At 67.9% G+C, this 14,887-nt stretch carries 15 protein-coding genes; 7 read left to right on the top strand and 8 right to left on the bottom strand.

What is annotated here, in order from left to right:
* The first annotated feature begins 19 nt into the window (after positions 1-19).
* The 3 genes from FQ137_RS02490 (at position 20) to FQ137_RS02480 (ending at position 2,893) form a co-directional block, all read left to right on the top strand.
* A complete protein-coding gene (locus tag FQ137_RS02490) occupies positions 20-1,474 on the top strand; it encodes an FAD-dependent oxidoreductase (protein WP_149290981.1) in 1,455 nt (484 codons plus the stop codon).
* Entirely contained in the window at positions 1,471-2,181 is a 711-nt protein-coding gene (locus FQ137_RS02485) for a PaaI family thioesterase (RefSeq protein WP_223146486.1), read from the top strand. The genes FQ137_RS02490 and FQ137_RS02485 overlap by 4 nt, the downstream gene beginning before the upstream one ends.
* A gap of 61 nt (positions 2,182-2,242) precedes the next feature.
* Positions 2,243-2,893 carry a PaaI family thioesterase gene (locus tag FQ137_RS02480; protein ID WP_149290980.1) on the top strand — a complete coding sequence of 217 codons (651 nt, stop codon included), beginning with the start codon at positions 2,243-2,245 and terminating at the stop codon, positions 2,891-2,893.
* Between the two features lie 82 nt (positions 2,894-2,975).
* Here the strand turns inward: FQ137_RS02480 and FQ137_RS02475 are convergent, their stop codons facing one another.
* Positions 2,976-3,797, bottom strand: a complete 822-nt coding sequence (locus FQ137_RS02475) for an SDR family oxidoreductase (RefSeq protein ID WP_149290979.1) — start codon at positions 3,795-3,797, stop codon at positions 2,976-2,978.
* Positions 3,798-3,808: 11 nt separating this feature from the next.
* Between FQ137_RS02475 and FQ137_RS02470 the strand changes: the two genes are divergently transcribed.
* Positions 3,809-4,567, top strand: a complete 759-nt coding sequence (locus FQ137_RS02470) for a PaaI family thioesterase (RefSeq protein WP_149290978.1) — start codon at positions 3,809-3,811, stop codon at positions 4,565-4,567.
* Between the two features lie 65 nt (positions 4,568-4,632).
* Here FQ137_RS02470 and FQ137_RS02465 read toward each other — a convergent pair whose 3' ends face one another.
* Together FQ137_RS02465 and FQ137_RS15625 are read right to left on the bottom strand one after the other, a co-directional pair.
* Positions 4,633-5,268: a TetR/AcrR family transcriptional regulator gene (locus FQ137_RS02465; RefSeq protein WP_255583430.1), complete on the bottom strand. Its 636-nt coding sequence runs from the start codon at positions 5,266-5,268 to the stop codon at positions 4,633-4,635.
* A gap of 68 nt (positions 5,269-5,336) precedes the next feature.
* The gene (locus tag FQ137_RS15625) at positions 5,337-6,842 is read right to left on the bottom strand and encodes a fatty acid desaturase (RefSeq protein WP_149290976.1); all 1,506 of its coding nucleotides are present in this window, start codon (positions 6,840-6,842) and stop codon (positions 5,337-5,339) included.
* Positions 6,843-7,082: 240 nt separating this feature from the next.
* Here FQ137_RS15625 and FQ137_RS02455 point away from each other — a divergent pair, with 240 nt between their 5' ends.
* Positions 7,083-8,948, top strand: coding sequence for an ABC transporter ATP-binding protein (locus tag FQ137_RS02455; RefSeq protein ID WP_149292599.1), 1,866 nt, complete (start codon positions 7,083-7,085; stop codon positions 8,946-8,948).
* A 151-nt stretch (positions 8,949-9,099) separates the two neighbouring features.
* Here the strand turns inward: FQ137_RS02455 and FQ137_RS02450 are convergent, their stop codons facing one another.
* From FQ137_RS02450 to FQ137_RS02435, 4 genes are read right to left on the bottom strand one after another with little or no spacing between them, the layout of a single operon-like run.
* Positions 9,100-10,029: an SDR family oxidoreductase gene (locus FQ137_RS02450; RefSeq protein ID WP_149290975.1), complete on the bottom strand. Its 930-nt coding sequence runs from the start codon at positions 10,027-10,029 to the stop codon at positions 9,100-9,102.
* Positions 10,030-10,078: 49 nt separating this feature from the next.
* Positions 10,079-11,401 (bottom strand): TrpB-like pyridoxal phosphate-dependent enzyme, encoded by a 1,323-nt coding sequence (locus tag FQ137_RS02445; RefSeq protein WP_149290974.1) that lies wholly within the window; start codon positions 11,399-11,401, stop codon positions 10,079-10,081.
* A gap of 39 nt (positions 11,402-11,440) precedes the next feature.
* Positions 11,441-11,923 carry a GNAT family N-acetyltransferase gene (locus tag FQ137_RS02440; protein ID WP_149290973.1) on the bottom strand — a complete coding sequence of 161 codons (483 nt, stop codon included), beginning with the start codon at positions 11,921-11,923 and terminating at the stop codon, positions 11,441-11,443.
* Positions 11,920-12,636 (bottom strand): hypothetical protein, encoded by a 717-nt coding sequence (locus FQ137_RS02435; protein WP_149290972.1) that lies wholly within the window; start codon positions 12,634-12,636, stop codon positions 11,920-11,922. Before FQ137_RS02435 ends, FQ137_RS02440 begins: the two co-directional genes overlap by 4 nt.
* 80 nt (positions 12,637-12,716) lie before the next feature.
* On the opposite strand from FQ137_RS02435, the gene FQ137_RS02430 reads away from it, so the two are divergent.
* Together FQ137_RS02430 and FQ137_RS02425 are read left to right on the top strand one after the other, a co-directional pair.
* Positions 12,717-13,238, top strand: a complete 522-nt coding sequence (locus tag FQ137_RS02430) for a peptidylprolyl isomerase (RefSeq protein WP_149290971.1) — start codon at positions 12,717-12,719, stop codon at positions 13,236-13,238.
* 118 nt (positions 13,239-13,356) lie between these two features.
* Complete coding sequence (locus tag FQ137_RS02425; RefSeq protein ID WP_149290970.1) at positions 13,357-14,091, top strand: rhomboid family intramembrane serine protease; 735 nt, start codon at positions 13,357-13,359, stop codon at positions 14,089-14,091.
* Between the two features lie 81 nt (positions 14,092-14,172).
* On the opposite strand, the gene FQ137_RS02420 is transcribed toward FQ137_RS02425, so the two are convergent.
* Positions 14,173-14,640, bottom strand: a complete 468-nt coding sequence (locus FQ137_RS02420; protein WP_149290969.1) for a PH domain-containing protein — start codon at positions 14,638-14,640, stop codon at positions 14,173-14,175.
* Positions 14,641-14,887: the final 247 nt, after the last annotated feature.

Below are 14,887 nucleotides of genomic sequence, written 5' to 3'. Positions count from 1 at the left end.
GCACAGTAGTGTGACCGTCATGACGGACATGGGTACGGACACTCGTCCAGCCGTACGGACGGCGGACGTCATCGTGGTGGGGATGGGCATCGCCGGGGCCTGCGCGGCGATCGAGGCGGCCGAAGCCGGAGCGTCGGTCATCGTGCTGGAGGGCGCTTCCGGGCCGGGGGGCTCGTCGGCGCAGTCAGGCGGCGAGGTGTACCTCGGCGGCGGAACGGCCACACAGCAGGCGGTGGGTATGGCGGACACCGAGGCCGACATGCGCGCGTTCCTCCTGGCCGCACTCGGGCCCAACGCCGACGAGGCCAAAATTGCCGACTACTGCGCGGGCGCCGTGGAGCACCACGACTGGCTGGTCGCCCACGGTGCGGTGTTCCAGCCCAAGTTGTGGGACACGCCCACCTGGATGGCAGGCGACGATTCGGGCCTGATGTGGATGGGTGAGCGGGCCGAGCCGTACGCCTCGATCGCGACCCCGGCTGCACGCGGTCACCGCCCGCCCGCGCCGAACTTCGCCGGCAACGTCCTCATGGATTCGCTCGTCGCGAGCGCCGAGAAGGCCGGCGTGACGCTGGAGTGCGATATCAAGGTTCGCTCACTCATCGTGGACGACGGCCGTGTCGTAGGCGTGCGCGCCACGGAGTTCGGCGAGGAGCGGGAGTTCCGGGCCACCGGCGGCGTGGTGTTGGCCACGGGCGGGTTCGTGGACAACGACAGAATGCTCGAGCAGTGGGCCCCGCAGCAGCTGGGCAAGGACAAGGTCTCCGACGGCCGCGATGACGGCTCGGGCATCGAGATGGGCATGGAGATCGGCGCGGCGGTGCGGCGCATGCACCAGACCGAGACCGCGATGCTCATCATCCCGCGCCTGGTGGTGGGGGCGATGCTCGTCGACGGCGACGGACAGCGCTTTATCAACGAAGAGGTGTACCCGGGCCTGTACTGCCACGCCGCTGTCCACCACCGGCGCCCGCCGGTGTGGGTGATCATCGACGAGAAGGGCATCGAGGACGTCCCCGAGTCCGAACTGTGGGGCATGCAGCCCATGCACGCCGCCGAGACGATCGAAGAGCTCGCCGCCGACTGCGGCCTTCCCGCCGATGCGCTGGCCGACCAACTACGCCGCTACAACGCCGGCGCGGAGCGCGGCGAGGACCCGCAGTTCGGCAAGAACGCCCAGTGGGTGCGCCCCCTCGAGCCACCGTTCGGGGCCTACCCCACGGGCGCGGGCGGCCCGGACAGCTTCAATGGCCTCACCCTCAAGGCGCAGGGCTTCACCCTCGGCGGTCTCCACACGGATCTGCAGTCGCGCGTGCTGGACCGCGCCGGGGAGGCGATCCCGGGTCTGTTCGCCGCCGGCCGCTGCACTCACGGACTGCACGGTGATGGATACATCTCCGGTACGTCCCTCGGCGACGGCTCGTTCTACGGGCGGCGTGCGGGACTGGGCGCGGCCGGGGCGGTGCAGGCGTGACCACACCCGACCAGGCGCCGGCGCGCCGAGACCGTCCCAGAATAGACCTCGGTCCTCTCCGGGCCTCAGGGGCGGGCGGGCTGCCGATCGACCGGATGGACGACGACGAGGCCGGCGTGTTCGCCCTGGTCGATCAGGTTCGAAGGATTCGCGCGCTGACGACCGGGGCGGTCCTGGACACGGACCTCGAACCGTTGACAGAGCGCCTGCGCGATATCGCGGACGAACTCGAGGCCGCGTCGGCGGGTCCGGAGCGCCGACAGGCGGTCACCTGGTCGACGGGTGACTACATCGACAACTGCCCCATCCTCGGACGGGCGAACGTGCTCGCCCCGCCGGTCGAGTTCGACAGGCTTCCCGACGGCACCCTCCGCGGTGAGACCACGCTCGGCCTCGAGTATCAGGGGCCTCCGGCCTGCGTGCACGGTGGCGTGGTGGCCCTGCTCTTCGACGTGGTTCTCGGTCGCGCCAACTTCCATACCGGTCAGACCGGTATGACCGTGTACCTGGACGTCGACTACCGCAGCCCGACACCGATCCTGGAGCCGATCGTGGTGACCGGCCGGCAGGTGCGCGTGGACGGCCGCAAGGTGTGGGCGCAGGGAGCGATCCATGCGGGAGACCGTCTGTGCGCCACCGCTGAAGGACTGTTCGTGATGCCCGGCGACCTGTTGGTCGAGAACCGGCGGCGACTGTCCGGTGGGTGAACAGGGGCGCGGGCGGCCGGACCGGTCGGCCGCCGACGAGCGCACGGTAAGGTCTCCACTCGTGACGACCGACGACACCGACCGTGGTGAGGCCTTTCTCGAGATGCCAGACCACGCTTCGGGTGCCTCCGAACTCACCCGGCAACTACGTCGCCTGCGGGGTCTCGTAGCTGGGTGGGCGTTTGATGATGTCCATTCCGAGGCTGAGGTCATCCGCGAGCTCGCGGACCGCCTGGAGACCATGGGAACCAGGTTCGACCCGGCCGACTTCGGCGACTGGGGGTCACTCGACCACATCGGCACCAACCCCGTGACGGGGAACCGGAACCCCATGGCGCCGCCGCTCGAGACGGTGCTACTTCCTGATGGTGTGGTCCGAGCAGACCTTGTCCTGGGGACCGAGTACCAGGGCCCGCCCGGGTGTGTCCACGGTGGGATCGTGGCGCTGATCTTCGACGAGCTCCTCGGGTTGGCCAACGCTGCCGCGAAGACGGTGGCGATGACAGTCGATCTCCGCATCACCTATCAATCGCCGACTCCTCTCAACACGCCGCTCCTCTTCGAAGCTAAACAGGAGCGCCGCGACGGGCGAAAGATCTGGACGACCGGAACGGTGTCCAGCGGCGAGACGATCTGTGCGATCGCGGAGGGGATGTTCGTGGTACCCAAGGCGATCGCCGACTCCGCGGATGAGTGGTTGGCCCGGGGCTGAACCCACTCGACCGAGCCCGAGACCGCGCCCCCGGCCATTCCGGCAGGTGACCGGAAAGACCAAGGGCGCTGGGGTCGTCTGGTCAGCTGTTGCCGCGCAGTGCCTTCATCCGCTTGTGCGCGCCGGCCACGATCCGACCACGGTTGACGCCGGAGGAGAACTCGACGCCCTGGCGGTTGCTCTCTCCACCACAGACGTGCACGGGCCCGTTACCGATCGAGGCCAGGACCTCCTCGGCGACCTCGGCGGGCTCGCTGACCGTCATGCCGGGCAGGTCCATGTCCAGGCCGGCGCGGATCATGGCGGGCGTGCGGGTGACGCCGAGGATGACCTCGACGACGTCCACCCCGTACTCGCGCATCTCCAGCCAGAGGCCCTCGACGAAGACCCGGCTGAATGCCTTGGCGGCGGAGTACACGCTCATGTCGGCGTGGCCGAGGTAACCGGCCATCGACCCCATCACCACGATGCCGCCGCGTCCGCGGGCCTTGAGTGCGGGACCGAAGTTCCGGATGATCTGCATCGGCGAGGTGATGTTGAGGTCGATGACCTTCTGGACCTGGTCCATGTCCGCCTCGACGAACTCGGAGCCGTAGGTGTTGGCTCCGGCGTTGAGCACGATCAGGCCGAGGTCGAGCCCCTCGCAGACCGAGGCGATGCCCTCGGTGGCGCCGGGCTCGGTGAGGTCGACCGACACGACGCGGCACTCGACGCCCTTGGCGCGCACGGCTTCGGCGGTCTCCTCGAGGGGGCCGGTCTTACGCGCGACGAGCACCGATGACACCCCCTGATCGGCGAGGCGGAACGCGATCTCGGCGCCCACGCCCTCACTTCCGCCCACGACGAGGGCCCACGGGCCATAGGTAGCGGGATCGAACTGCTTCGGATTGACAGGTGTCGACATACGCTAAGACTATGACTAAACACAGCGATAGTCCCGGATTTGGCGGAGTACCCCTCCCGGGGTTGGGTCCGGAGGAGGAGTTCTCCCTCGAGGCGGCGCGTCAACGCCTCGGCGAGTCGTTCGCTCCGGTCCCCGTCCCGGAGTTGGCGCCGGCTGACCCGGAACTCGATCGGGCCGTCGCCGAGCTGCGCAGATTGCGGGAGGCGACGGCAGCGCTGGCGCACTCGGAGGTGGAGCTCGGAGACATCGCCGACCGCCTTGCCGAGGTGGCCGATCTGCTCGAACCGCGGGTGCCGACCCCCGAGCAGCGCCTTGAGATGATGTGGACCGGAGCAGGGACCCGGCGCTCCAACCCGGTCGGGGGTCAGGAGAACCCCATCGCGCCCCCAGTGAAATTCTTCGGGTGCGACGACGGGTCGGTGACCGCGGAAGTGACTCTCGGCCCCGTGTATCAGGGCCCGCCCGGGTGTGTTCACGGGGGGATCAGCGCGCTCATCATCGACCACATGATGGGCTTCGCCAACCACTGGGGCGGTCGCTTCGGGATGACGGCGCACTACGAGATCGACTATCGTTCGCCCACCCCGCTGCTCCAGCCGTTGACTTTCCGCGCGTGGGTGGAGGAGTTCAGTGGCCGGAAGACGTGGACCCACGCCACGATCCACGCCGGGGATCGGCTGTGTGTGCAGGCGCGGGGATTGTTCCTCGAGGCGAGCGTTCCGGTGCCGGGGAAGCCGGGCGCGCGATCGACCATCGCTGACGCGCCCTAGCGCGACGCGGTGCCCCCGGCCCGGCCTACCGCGGTGCCGGGGGGCTCGTGCCGCGTCCGCGAGGCTCAGTGTTGCACGTCGACGTGGACGACCTTCTCCAGGTACGGCGCGATGACCTCGGTGAGGCCGGTGGCGAGCTGCTCGGGGTCGTTGGGCGGCAGCGAGATGAAGCTGATGCCGATCCGGGCGATGATCGACGCCGCGAGTCGCGCCTGCGACTTCTCGATCCGCATCCAGCTGTCCGACAGCGCCGGGGTGAGGACCTCGGTGGCCCGCTCGATCAATGGGCCGGCCTCGGTGGTGATCAGCCGCAGGAGGTCGGGCTTGATGTCCCCGGTGAGCAGTGCGCGGACAAGCGGGTCGCTGCGGCTGGAGAGCAGGAAGCCGTTGATGCCTTCGCGCAGGGCGGTCTCGATCTGTCCTGGGTGGCGGATGATCGAGTCGCGGATCTCCCCGGCAAACGTCTCGGACAGTTGGAGGGCGTAGGCCTGGGCGAGTCCCTGACGGTTTCCGAAGGTGCTGTACAGAGTCTGGCGGCTCAGTCCGGCGGCCTTGGCCACGTCGGACATGGTGACCGATGACCAGTCGCTCGTACCCAGCAGTTCGTGCATGGCTTCGAACACCGTTGACCGCAGTGACCGACGCTCCCCGCGGGTGTCGGTGGAGGAGCGTCGGTCACTTGTCGCACGGTGACGGGGCATGGCGTCCATTGTTCCTGATCCCCTCCGACGTGCGGCGGGGACCTCATCGCCGCCCCCCGTGCACGGGGTCACTTCACGGGCCGGAAATCCATCTTGTCCCGCACGCCACAGTCGGAGCACTGCCAGGTGTCGGGGATGGCCGACCAGGGGGTGCCGGGTGGGAAACCCTCGCGCGGCAGGCCGGCGGCCTCGGAGTAGTGGTTCCCGCAATTGGGGCACACGTATTCACCGGTGGGGGAGACCTGCTCGGTGGCGATGTCGGTGTCGGGGACGATCCTCTCCGTCACCGCCGTGGCGCCGGCCGCAGAAGAGTCGACCCCGTAGCGGGCGAGAAGCTTGCCCCGCTTGGACGGCTGGATGTTCGCGCGGGTGATGTCACCGTCGTAGTGCGCGAGGACTCGCTTGTCCATGACTCTGCGCCACAGCGGCGGGATGTACGCCAGGACGATCATCGAGGCGTAGCCCGACGGCAGCTGCGGGGCCTGCTCGAAGCTGCGAAGGACCTGGTACCGGCGCATGGGGTTGGCGTGGTGGTCCGAGTGACGCTGCAGGTGGTACAGGAAGATGTTGGTCACCAGGTGGTCGGAGTTCCACGAGTGCTCGGGGCGGCAGCGCTGGTAGCGACCGGCGGAGGTCTTTTGCCGGAGCAGTCCGTAATGCTCGAGGTAGTTGACCACCTCAAGCAGGGAGAAGCCGAAGATGGCCTGGACGATCAGCCAGGGCGCGACCTGCCATCCGAAGATCGCGATGAGAGCGCCGAACAGCACCACGGTCATGAGCCATGCGTTGAGGTTGTCGTTGCGGATGGTCCACGGGCCCTTGCCCAGTCGGCCCAGTCGTTCCTTCTCCAGCGACCATGCCGACCGCGCCGAGCCCACGACACTGCGCGGCAAAAACATCCAGAACGACTCGCCGAGCCGCGAACTCGCGGGGTCCTCCGGGGTTGCCACGCGAGCGTGATGACCGCGGTTGTGCTCGATGAAGAAGTGGCCGTAACCGGTGGTGGCGAGGGCGACCTTGGAGAGCCACTTCTCGCTTCCGGCAATCTTGTGGCCCAGTTCGTGGGCGGTGTTGATGCCGATTCCGCCCGTGATAGCTACGGTCCACGCAACACCGATCGAGGCGGCGATGCCCAGCCCGCCGTCGTATCCGAGCCACGATAGGTCGTTGGAGCTCCACAGGTAACATGCCGCGATCAACGAGGCGTACTGGAACGGGATGTAGAGGTAGGTGCACCACCGGTAGAACGGGTCGGCCGCGAGCTTGTCCATCACTTCGTCCGGTGGGTTCTCCCCGTCGGCGCCCACGGCGAGGTCGGCGAGCGGGATCGCAACGTAGACCAGTAACGGCAGCAGGAACCACGCGACCGTGGCGGCTACCTCCCAGCCCAGGGCGTTGAAACCGGCGACAAACGGCATCGACAGGAACAGTCCCATCGCCGGGACCAGGCCGAGTAGCCACAGGTACCGCTTGGCGTCGGACCACGGGTACGGCTCGATGTCCGTGGTGACGTGGTCGTGGTGGGGTGTGTGTGGTGCCCCGTCGGCGGGGCGGATGTATTCGATGCTGGACATCGCAGTCGACCTCCGGATCAACAAGGTGTGGCGACTGCCACAGCGCTACACCTGACATTAGACAAAATCCTTCGTCGTGTCTAGACATGAACCCTAAATTTGTCCATTCACCGGATCGGGGCGACGACGGCGAGACCCGCCTCGGCGGCGGTGGGCCGGAATAGGAGAGCCCCGAGCCGGGTTGTACCGAACGGTCGTCGGGGCCCCTCTCCGACGTGGGAGGAGCTCCACTACGTGACGATGCAACAGGCCGCCATGCGGACCCTCATGCGGGCCGAGAGCAACAACATCGCACTAGATCGCAGTGTCTTCACTCGCGAGAACTTCAACCGGATCGGCCGGTTTGCCCGCCCGCATACCCGCCGGATTCTCTTCTTTCTGGTGCTCTCGGTGTTCGGCGCCACCCTCGCTGTGGCGACCCCGATACTCGCCGGCCGGGTGGTCACAGCGATTGTCGACTCCTCGTCGGTCAAGGTCGTCCTGGGGCTCGCGTTGGCGATCGCTGTGATCGGGATCGTGGAGGCGGCCAACAACATCGTGTCCCGCCTCTGGTCCGCGCGGATCGGCGAGGGGCTCATCTTCGACCTCCGCCGCGCGGTATTCGACCACGTCCAGACCATGCCGGTCGCATTCTTCATGCGTACCCGAACAGGGGCTCTGGTCAGCCGACTCAACAACGACGTGATGGGCGCCCAGCGCGCGTTCTCCGACACCCTGTCCGGGGTCGTGTCCAATCTCGTGCAGCTCGTGCTCACGCTGGCGGTGATGGCCGGCATCAACTGGCAGCTCACGGTGCTGTCGGTCCTGCTGTTGCCGATCTTCCTGTTCCCGGCCCGGTATGTCGGCAAGCGGCTCGCGCGACTGCGTCGCGAGGCCTCGGACCTCAACGCCTCGATGAACGATCAGATGACCGAGCGCTTCAACGCCGGCGGCGCGACCCTGGTCAAGCTCTTCGGCCGACCCGAGACGGAGTCGGCGGAGTTCGCCGCCCGGGCGGGCCGCGTCCGGGGGATCGGCGTCAACACGGCACTGCTGATGAGCGTGTTCATGAACTCGCTGACGCTCGTGTCGACGCTGGCTTTGGCACTGGTCTACGGACTCGGCGGCTGGTTCGCCCTCAACGGTGCGCTGGATGCGGGATCCGTCGTGGCCCTCGCCCTACTGCTCACCCGTCTGTACGGTCCGCTGACGTCGCTCGCCAACGCGCCGATGGACGTCGTCACGGCGATCGTCAGTTTCGAGCGCGTCTTCGAGGTCCTGGACCTGGAGCCCCTGATCGCCGACGCCCCCGACGCCGTCGCCGTTCCCGAGGGTCCGGCGGCAATCGAGTTCGACAATGTCCGGTTCTCCTACCCCTCGGCGGACAAAGTGTCCCTCGCCTCGCTCGAGGAGGTCGCAGTGCTCGACACCCGGGGCGGCCAGGAGGTGCTCCACGGGATCTCCTTCCGCGCCGAGCCGGGTCAGATGATCGCCCTGGTCGGCTCGTCGGGGGCGGGCAAGTCCACCATCGCCTCCTTGCTGCCCCGCCTCTATGACGTCGACTCCGGCGCGGTGCGTGTGGCGGGTCTCGATGTGCGTGAGGTCACCTCGTCGTCGCTCCGTCGGACGGTGGGCATGGTCACCCAGGACGGCCACCTCTTCCACGACACCATCCGCTCGAATCTCACCTTCGCCCGGCCGGAGGTATCTGACGACCTGGTGTGGGACGCGCTGCGGCGGGCCCGGCTCGAGGACCTGGTGCGGTCACTGCCGGACGGTCTCGGCACGGTCATCGGCGACCGCGGATACCGACTCTCGGGTGGTGAACGTCAGCGTCTGACCATCGCGCGACTACTCATCGCGGCGCCGTCCGTGGTGGTGCTCGACGAGGCCACGAGTGCGCTCGACTCCACCAATGAGTCCGCGGTGCAGGAGGCGCTGACCGAGGCGATGGCCGACCGCACGTCACTGGTGATCGCGCACCGGCTGTCCACCGTTCGCGCCGCCGACCGGATCCTGGTGCTCGAGGCGGGCCGGGTGGTGGAGTCAGGAACCCACGCGGAGTTGCTCGCGGCCGGCGGTCGCTACGCGGAGCTCTACGAGACCCAGTTCGCCGACCAGGAGTGACCCGCGTGGCGCCCCCCGCTACGCTTCCCGGTCGGTGGAGTCACTGCGTGCAGAGTTTCCCCAAGACGCGCGCCATCACATCCTGACCTGGTGACTCCAGGCGGGGAGGTGACTCCGATGTCTCCGACTGGACCCGTGGCGGGTCGCACGGTCAGCTCTCCAGGTGCAGGCCCAGTTCGCGGGCTGCGAGCGCGGCGTACTTGGAGGTCTGCTCGAAGGCGCCCGTCAGGGTCTGCGCGTCGGTGAGGTCGGAGATCTCGTTCCAGCGCTCGGCCACGACCTCGGGGGTGCGGGCCTCGTCGGGCAGGTACACCCCACGCGACTCGACCATCTGGGACACCGCGAACACGCCGGCGCCGGCGCCGAGGATGGTCTTGGTGGGGGCGTCGTCGCTGACCATGAACAGGGCGCCGGGAGCGATCGTCTCGGGGCCCATGATGTCCAGCACCCGCTGCGGCAGCAGGTCCTCGGTCATGCGGGTGGCGGCGGTGGGGGCGATCGCGTTGACCTTGATGTTCTTCTTGTCGCCCTCGATGGCGAGGACATTCATCAGCCCCACGAGGCCAGATTTGGCGGCGCCGTAATTGGCCTGGCCGAAGTTTCCGTAGATGCCGGACGTAGAGGTGGTCATGAGGATGCGTCCGTAGCCCGCTTCGGCCATGTGCGGCCACACGGCCTTGGTGCAGTTGACCGAACCCATGAGGTGCACTTCGAGAACCTTGCGGAAGTCGCTCGTCTCCATCTTGGCGAAAGACTTGTCCAGCAGAATCCCGGCGTTGTTGATGAGGATGTCGATGCGGCCCCACTTCTCGATCACCGACGACACGAGTGAGTCGACGGCGGCCTCATCGGTGATGTCGTTGCCGTCGACGATGGCTTCACCACCGGCGGCGGTGATCTCGTCGACGACCTGCTGCGCCATGGAGGGTGTGCCACCTTCGCCGTGGACGTCGCCACCGAGGTCGTTGACGACGACCTTGGCGCCACGCTCGGCCAGGGCCAATGCGTAGGCGCGGCCGAGGCCGCCCCCGGCACCGGTGATGATCGCGACGCGGTCGGTGAAGTCGATGGTCTTGGTCATAAGGGGCTCCTGTGATCGAGGGTGTGGATCGTAGGGGGGTCGGGAAGTGTCAGTCCATCTCGCCGCGGATGAAGGACTCGTACGCCGGGAGGTCGAGGAAGCCGTGTCCGGACAGACCGATCACGATCGACGGGCCGGTGCCGGCGTCGCCGGTGTGCTCGCGGGCCTTGGCCATGGCGCCAGCCAGGGCGTGGGTTGACTCGGGCGCCGGGACGATGCCCTCCGCCTTGGCGAATTCGATGCCCGCGGCGAACGCGACCTTCTGTTCCACCGCCATGGAGTCGAGAAGGCCCAGGTGCTTGACGTGGCTGACCAGCGGCGCCATCCCGTGGTACCGCAGGCCGCCGGAATGGATGGGGTCCGGGACGAAGTCCTGACCGAGGGTGTACATCTTCATCAGTGGGGTCAGGCCGGCGACGTCGCCGTGGTCGTAGCGGAACTCGCCCTCTGTCAGCGACGGGCATGCAGTGGGCTCGACGGCGACGATCTGGGTCTGGGCGCCAGCGAGATTCTCTCGGATGAACGGGAACGCGAGTCCGGCGAGGTTGGAGCCGCCACCGGCGCAGCCGTACACGTAGTCGGGGGCGCCTTCATCGAACATCCCCAACTGCTTGAGGGCCTCCTCGCCGATCACCGTCTGGTGCAGGCACACGTGGTTGAGCACCGACCCCAGCGAGTAGCGGGCCTCGGGGTCGCCAGCAGCCACCTCGACGGCCTCGGAGACCGCCATCCCGAGCGAGCCCGGGGTCTGCGGATCCTTGGCCAGGAATGCGCGGCCCGACTCGGTGAGATCGGAGGGGCTCGGGTGGACCGACGCGCCAAAGGTCTCCATGAGCATCCGGCGGTACGGCTTGGATTCGAACGAGGCCTTGACTTGCCACACCTCGACCTCGATGCCAAAGGCCTGACCGGCGAACGCCAGTGAGGCGCCCCATTGGCCGGCTCCGGTCTCGGTGGTGAGCTTGGTGATGCCCTCCGCGGCGTTGTAGTACGCCTGCGCGACCGCAGTATTCGGCTTGTGGGAACCGACCGGGCTCGTGCCTTCGTACTTGTAGTAGATCCGAGCCGACGTGCCGAGTGCCGCCTCCAGGCGGCGGGCGCGGATCAGCGGCGACGGACGCCAGAGACGGTAGATCTCCTGCACCGCCTCGGGAATCTCGATGTAGCGCTCCGGCGTGACCTCCTGCTCGATGAGGGCCATCGGGAACAGCGGTGCCAGGTCCTCGGGAGCGAGCGGCTCCCTGGTCCCCGGATGCAGATGGGGGGCCATCGGCTCGGGAAGATCGGCTTGGATGTTGTACCAGTGAGTCGGCATTTCGCTCTCCGGGAGGAGAGCCTTGACCAGTGAGCCGGAGGGAGCGTCAGACGTCATGTTTCTCCTCGGAAGAGATCGAAGGGGGTGAGCCGGGTCTCATCCTAGGAGGTCGCGCCGCATGGGCAGATGGGGGATCCGTCCATCGAGGTAGTCGGGGCCGCACCGCACGAATCCGAACTGCTCGTACCACCGCTCCAGGTAGGACTGGGCTCCGATCTCCACCGGCCCGTCGCCGCACAATTCGAGCCCTCGGCGGATCATCCGCGACGCGACGCCCCGCCGCCGCCACGCGGGTGTCGTGCAGACGCGACCGATGTGCATCACCCCTCCGGGTTCTTTCGATCCGAACACCCGCAGTGTCGCAACGAGCCCTCCGTCGGGGGTCCGGGCGAGCAGGTGGGTGGTGCCGGGGTCGGCATCGACGTCGTCGATTTCGGCGTACGAACAGTCCTGCTCTGCGACGAAGACGTCCACGCGCAGTTTGTACAGCGCGTGGACGTCCAGGGGACCCAGTTCGGCGAGGGTCGACGCGACCACATCGAGCGCGGTCCCGTCGAGTGCCGGGTCCGCGTCGATCACGTGGTGGTCGAGGTCCCGTCAGCGGAGGCGTCGCCCCCGGGCTGATCGTCCGAGGGTTGCGGCGCGGAGCCGGCCGCAGGGCCCGGTGTGGCGCTGTCCGCGGCTGGGGAGGTCTCGGCGGACTGGTCGGCGGGGCCCTCGGGATCCGCGGAGTCGATCGTCAGGTCCTCGCCGGTCTTCGAGCCGGCCGAGTCGGCGGTCCCGCTCGTTACGGCGGGACCGTCCTCGGCCGGGGTGGGCGTGTGGGCCGGTGTCGGGGTCGGGGTCGGCGAGGGAGCAGGCGCGGGCGCGGGCGCGGTGGAGCCTTGGTCGCGCAGGAAGTAGGCGGTGGCGCCGGCGACGGCCGCGCCACCGGCGAGACCGACGATCCACAGCGGCGCGAACCGGCGCAGTCCGCCCCGCTTCCGGTCGGGTGAGGCGAGCGCGGAGGTCTGTTCACGCAGTGCCTCGGCGTGCTGCCGGGCGTCTGCCGCCAGATCGTTCAACAACTCCGCCTGCTCGGCGCGACGCTCCCGCAGTACCTGCATTCCGCGGCTGGCGCCGAAGAGGGCGAGTCCGACCGGGCCGCGGGTGGCGGCGACGGCGGCCTCCCCCAGGAAACGGGGATCCTTGAGGTCGAATGCCTTCTGTGCGGCTGTGCGTGCCTTCTTCAGCTCTTTTTCCGCCTGCTTGACTGCCTTACGCTCGGCGGCGCGATCGCTTCGTGTGCTCATGTGACGATGGTGGCACAGGAGCTCCGGCCCCGAGCGCCACCTCGCCGACATCGGTTACGCCTGCGTGGCAGGATGGAGGCGTGAGCATCGCAACGCAGAAGGCAACCATCCACACCAACCGGGGCGACATCGTCATCGAGTTGTACGGCAACCACGCCCCGGAGACCGTGCAGAACTTCGTCGGCCTGGCCGACGGCTCCAAGGAGTACTCCCAGGCCAACGCCAAGGGTGAGAAGTCCGGCCCGTTCTACGACGGCTCGATCTTCCACCGCGTCATCTCCGGCTTCATGGTCCAAGGTGGCGACCCCACCGGCACCGGCCGCGGCGGCCCGGGCTACCAGTTCAAGGACGAATTCCATCCGGAGCTGCAGTTCTCCGAGCCCTACCTGTTGGCCATGGCCAACGCGGGCCCGGGAACCAACGGTTCGCAGTTCTTCATCACCGTCGGCCCCACGCCGCACCTGAACAACCGCCACACCATCTTCGGCAAGGTCGCCGACGAGGACTCGCGCAAGGTCGTCGATGCCATCGCGACCACCCGCACCGGCGCGATGGACCGTCCGACCGAGGACGTCGTCATCGAGTCGATCGAGATCTCCTGACTGACCTTCCCGGTCGGCCGGCGGCGCGGGTTCCGGACTCCCGGACCCGCGCCGCAGGTCTATCGGCAGCACGACTCTATCGGCAGCACGACCGACGCAGCATGAATAGCCGGGAGACATGAGCATCCAGACCCATCGAGGTGGCGCGGTCGCGCGCTTTTTCCGCCTCCAGCCGGTCACGGCGTGGATCATCACCGCCAACCTTGCCGTCTACGCCACGACCGTTGTGCAGGCACGAAGCTTCCTGGCCAACAACGCCTCGCCGTTGTTCGAGTCCACGGCGCTCTTCCCGCCGATGGTGGCGGCCAGGGACGAGTGGTGGCGGCTGCTCACCTCGGCGTTCCAGCACTTCGGCCCGATGCACCTGGTGCTGAACATGTACATGCTGTGGATCCTCGGACTGGGGATCGAGCGCAGTATCGGGCACGCCCGTTTCCTCGCCCTCTACCTGGGCTCGGCGCTCGGCGGGTCGGTGGCTGTGATGTTCTACAGCCAGAACGCGCTCACGGCCGGCGCATCCGGTGCGATCTTCGGCCTGATGGGGGCGTACGCAATCGTGGCGATGTCGATGCGTCTCGACGTCAAGGGGATCGGACTGTTGCTCGTCCTCAACGTGGGCGTGAGCTTCCTCGTACCCGGTATTTCGCTGGCGGCCCATCTCGGCGGGCTCGCGGTCGGTGCCGTTGCTGCCGTCGCGCTGGTGGTGGTGCCGCGCCGGATGCCCCAGCGCGTGGGCCGCGTGGGCCGCGAGACCGTGTCGTGGGTCGGCTTCGTCGTCCTCGTGGGACTGGTCGGTGCCGCTGGCTGGTACGCCGCGGACACCATGACGTTCGGATTCCTCGTCACCCGCTGACGCCCACACACCGCCCGCCCGTACCGCCCGCCCGTGCCGATACCCGTCGGCAGGCGGGCGGCAGCGTCCACGGCCGGGCACTCACGAGGGACGGTCGACCGCCCCGAACCCCAGACGGTGCAACGCCGCGACGACATCTCTCGGATCAGTCCCCAGGTCGAGACGGGTGTACACGTCCAGCTGTTCGCGTCCCCGCTCGTCGGTGTATTCCAGCCGCATCAGTTGCTGTCGCGCACCCCATCGGGCTACCCCAAGCGCACGGACCTCCACTACTGCGGACTTCGGGACGAAGACCACGCGTCCGAGCTTCTTGATCGCCAGCTGGCCGTCCACCACCTCGAGTCGAGGCCGCCGCAGTAGCTGAGATGTGCCCGCGGGGATGAGGAACAGTGCCGCCAGGCCGGTGAGCAGCATGGCGAGAGGGTCCTGCCGCTGTAACCCGACCGCGACCAGCGCTATCCCCGCCGCGATCTGAACGGCCGGCCACAGGGCACCCGGTGACCATGACGCGGCGCGGGCCCCGGCCCCCGATACGGCGTCACCACTCATGCTGCCCATCCTCCCTTATCCACAGGCTCTATCCACACTGTGGATGAATAACACGGGTGGAGTTCGATTGGCGTTCGACTGGGAGCGGGCCCGACCTGCGGCGTCGTCCCCATTGTTGTCACCAAGGGTTTATCCCCAGTGTGGAGGGAGTTGTCCACAGCGTGTGAGGGGTGTGGAACAGCCGGACCAACGCCTGCGCCTCAGTTGCAATGAGGCACTTGACCTGCGCATATGAGGTATGAGGGGA

Source organism: Dietzia sp. ANT_WB102 (genome assembly GCF_008369165.1).
Lineage (GTDB): Bacteria > Actinomycetota > Actinomycetes > Mycobacteriales > Mycobacteriaceae > Dietzia.
The sequence above is the reverse complement of the archived record's forward strand: the minus strand, read 5'-3'. Positions and strand labels throughout refer to the sequence as shown.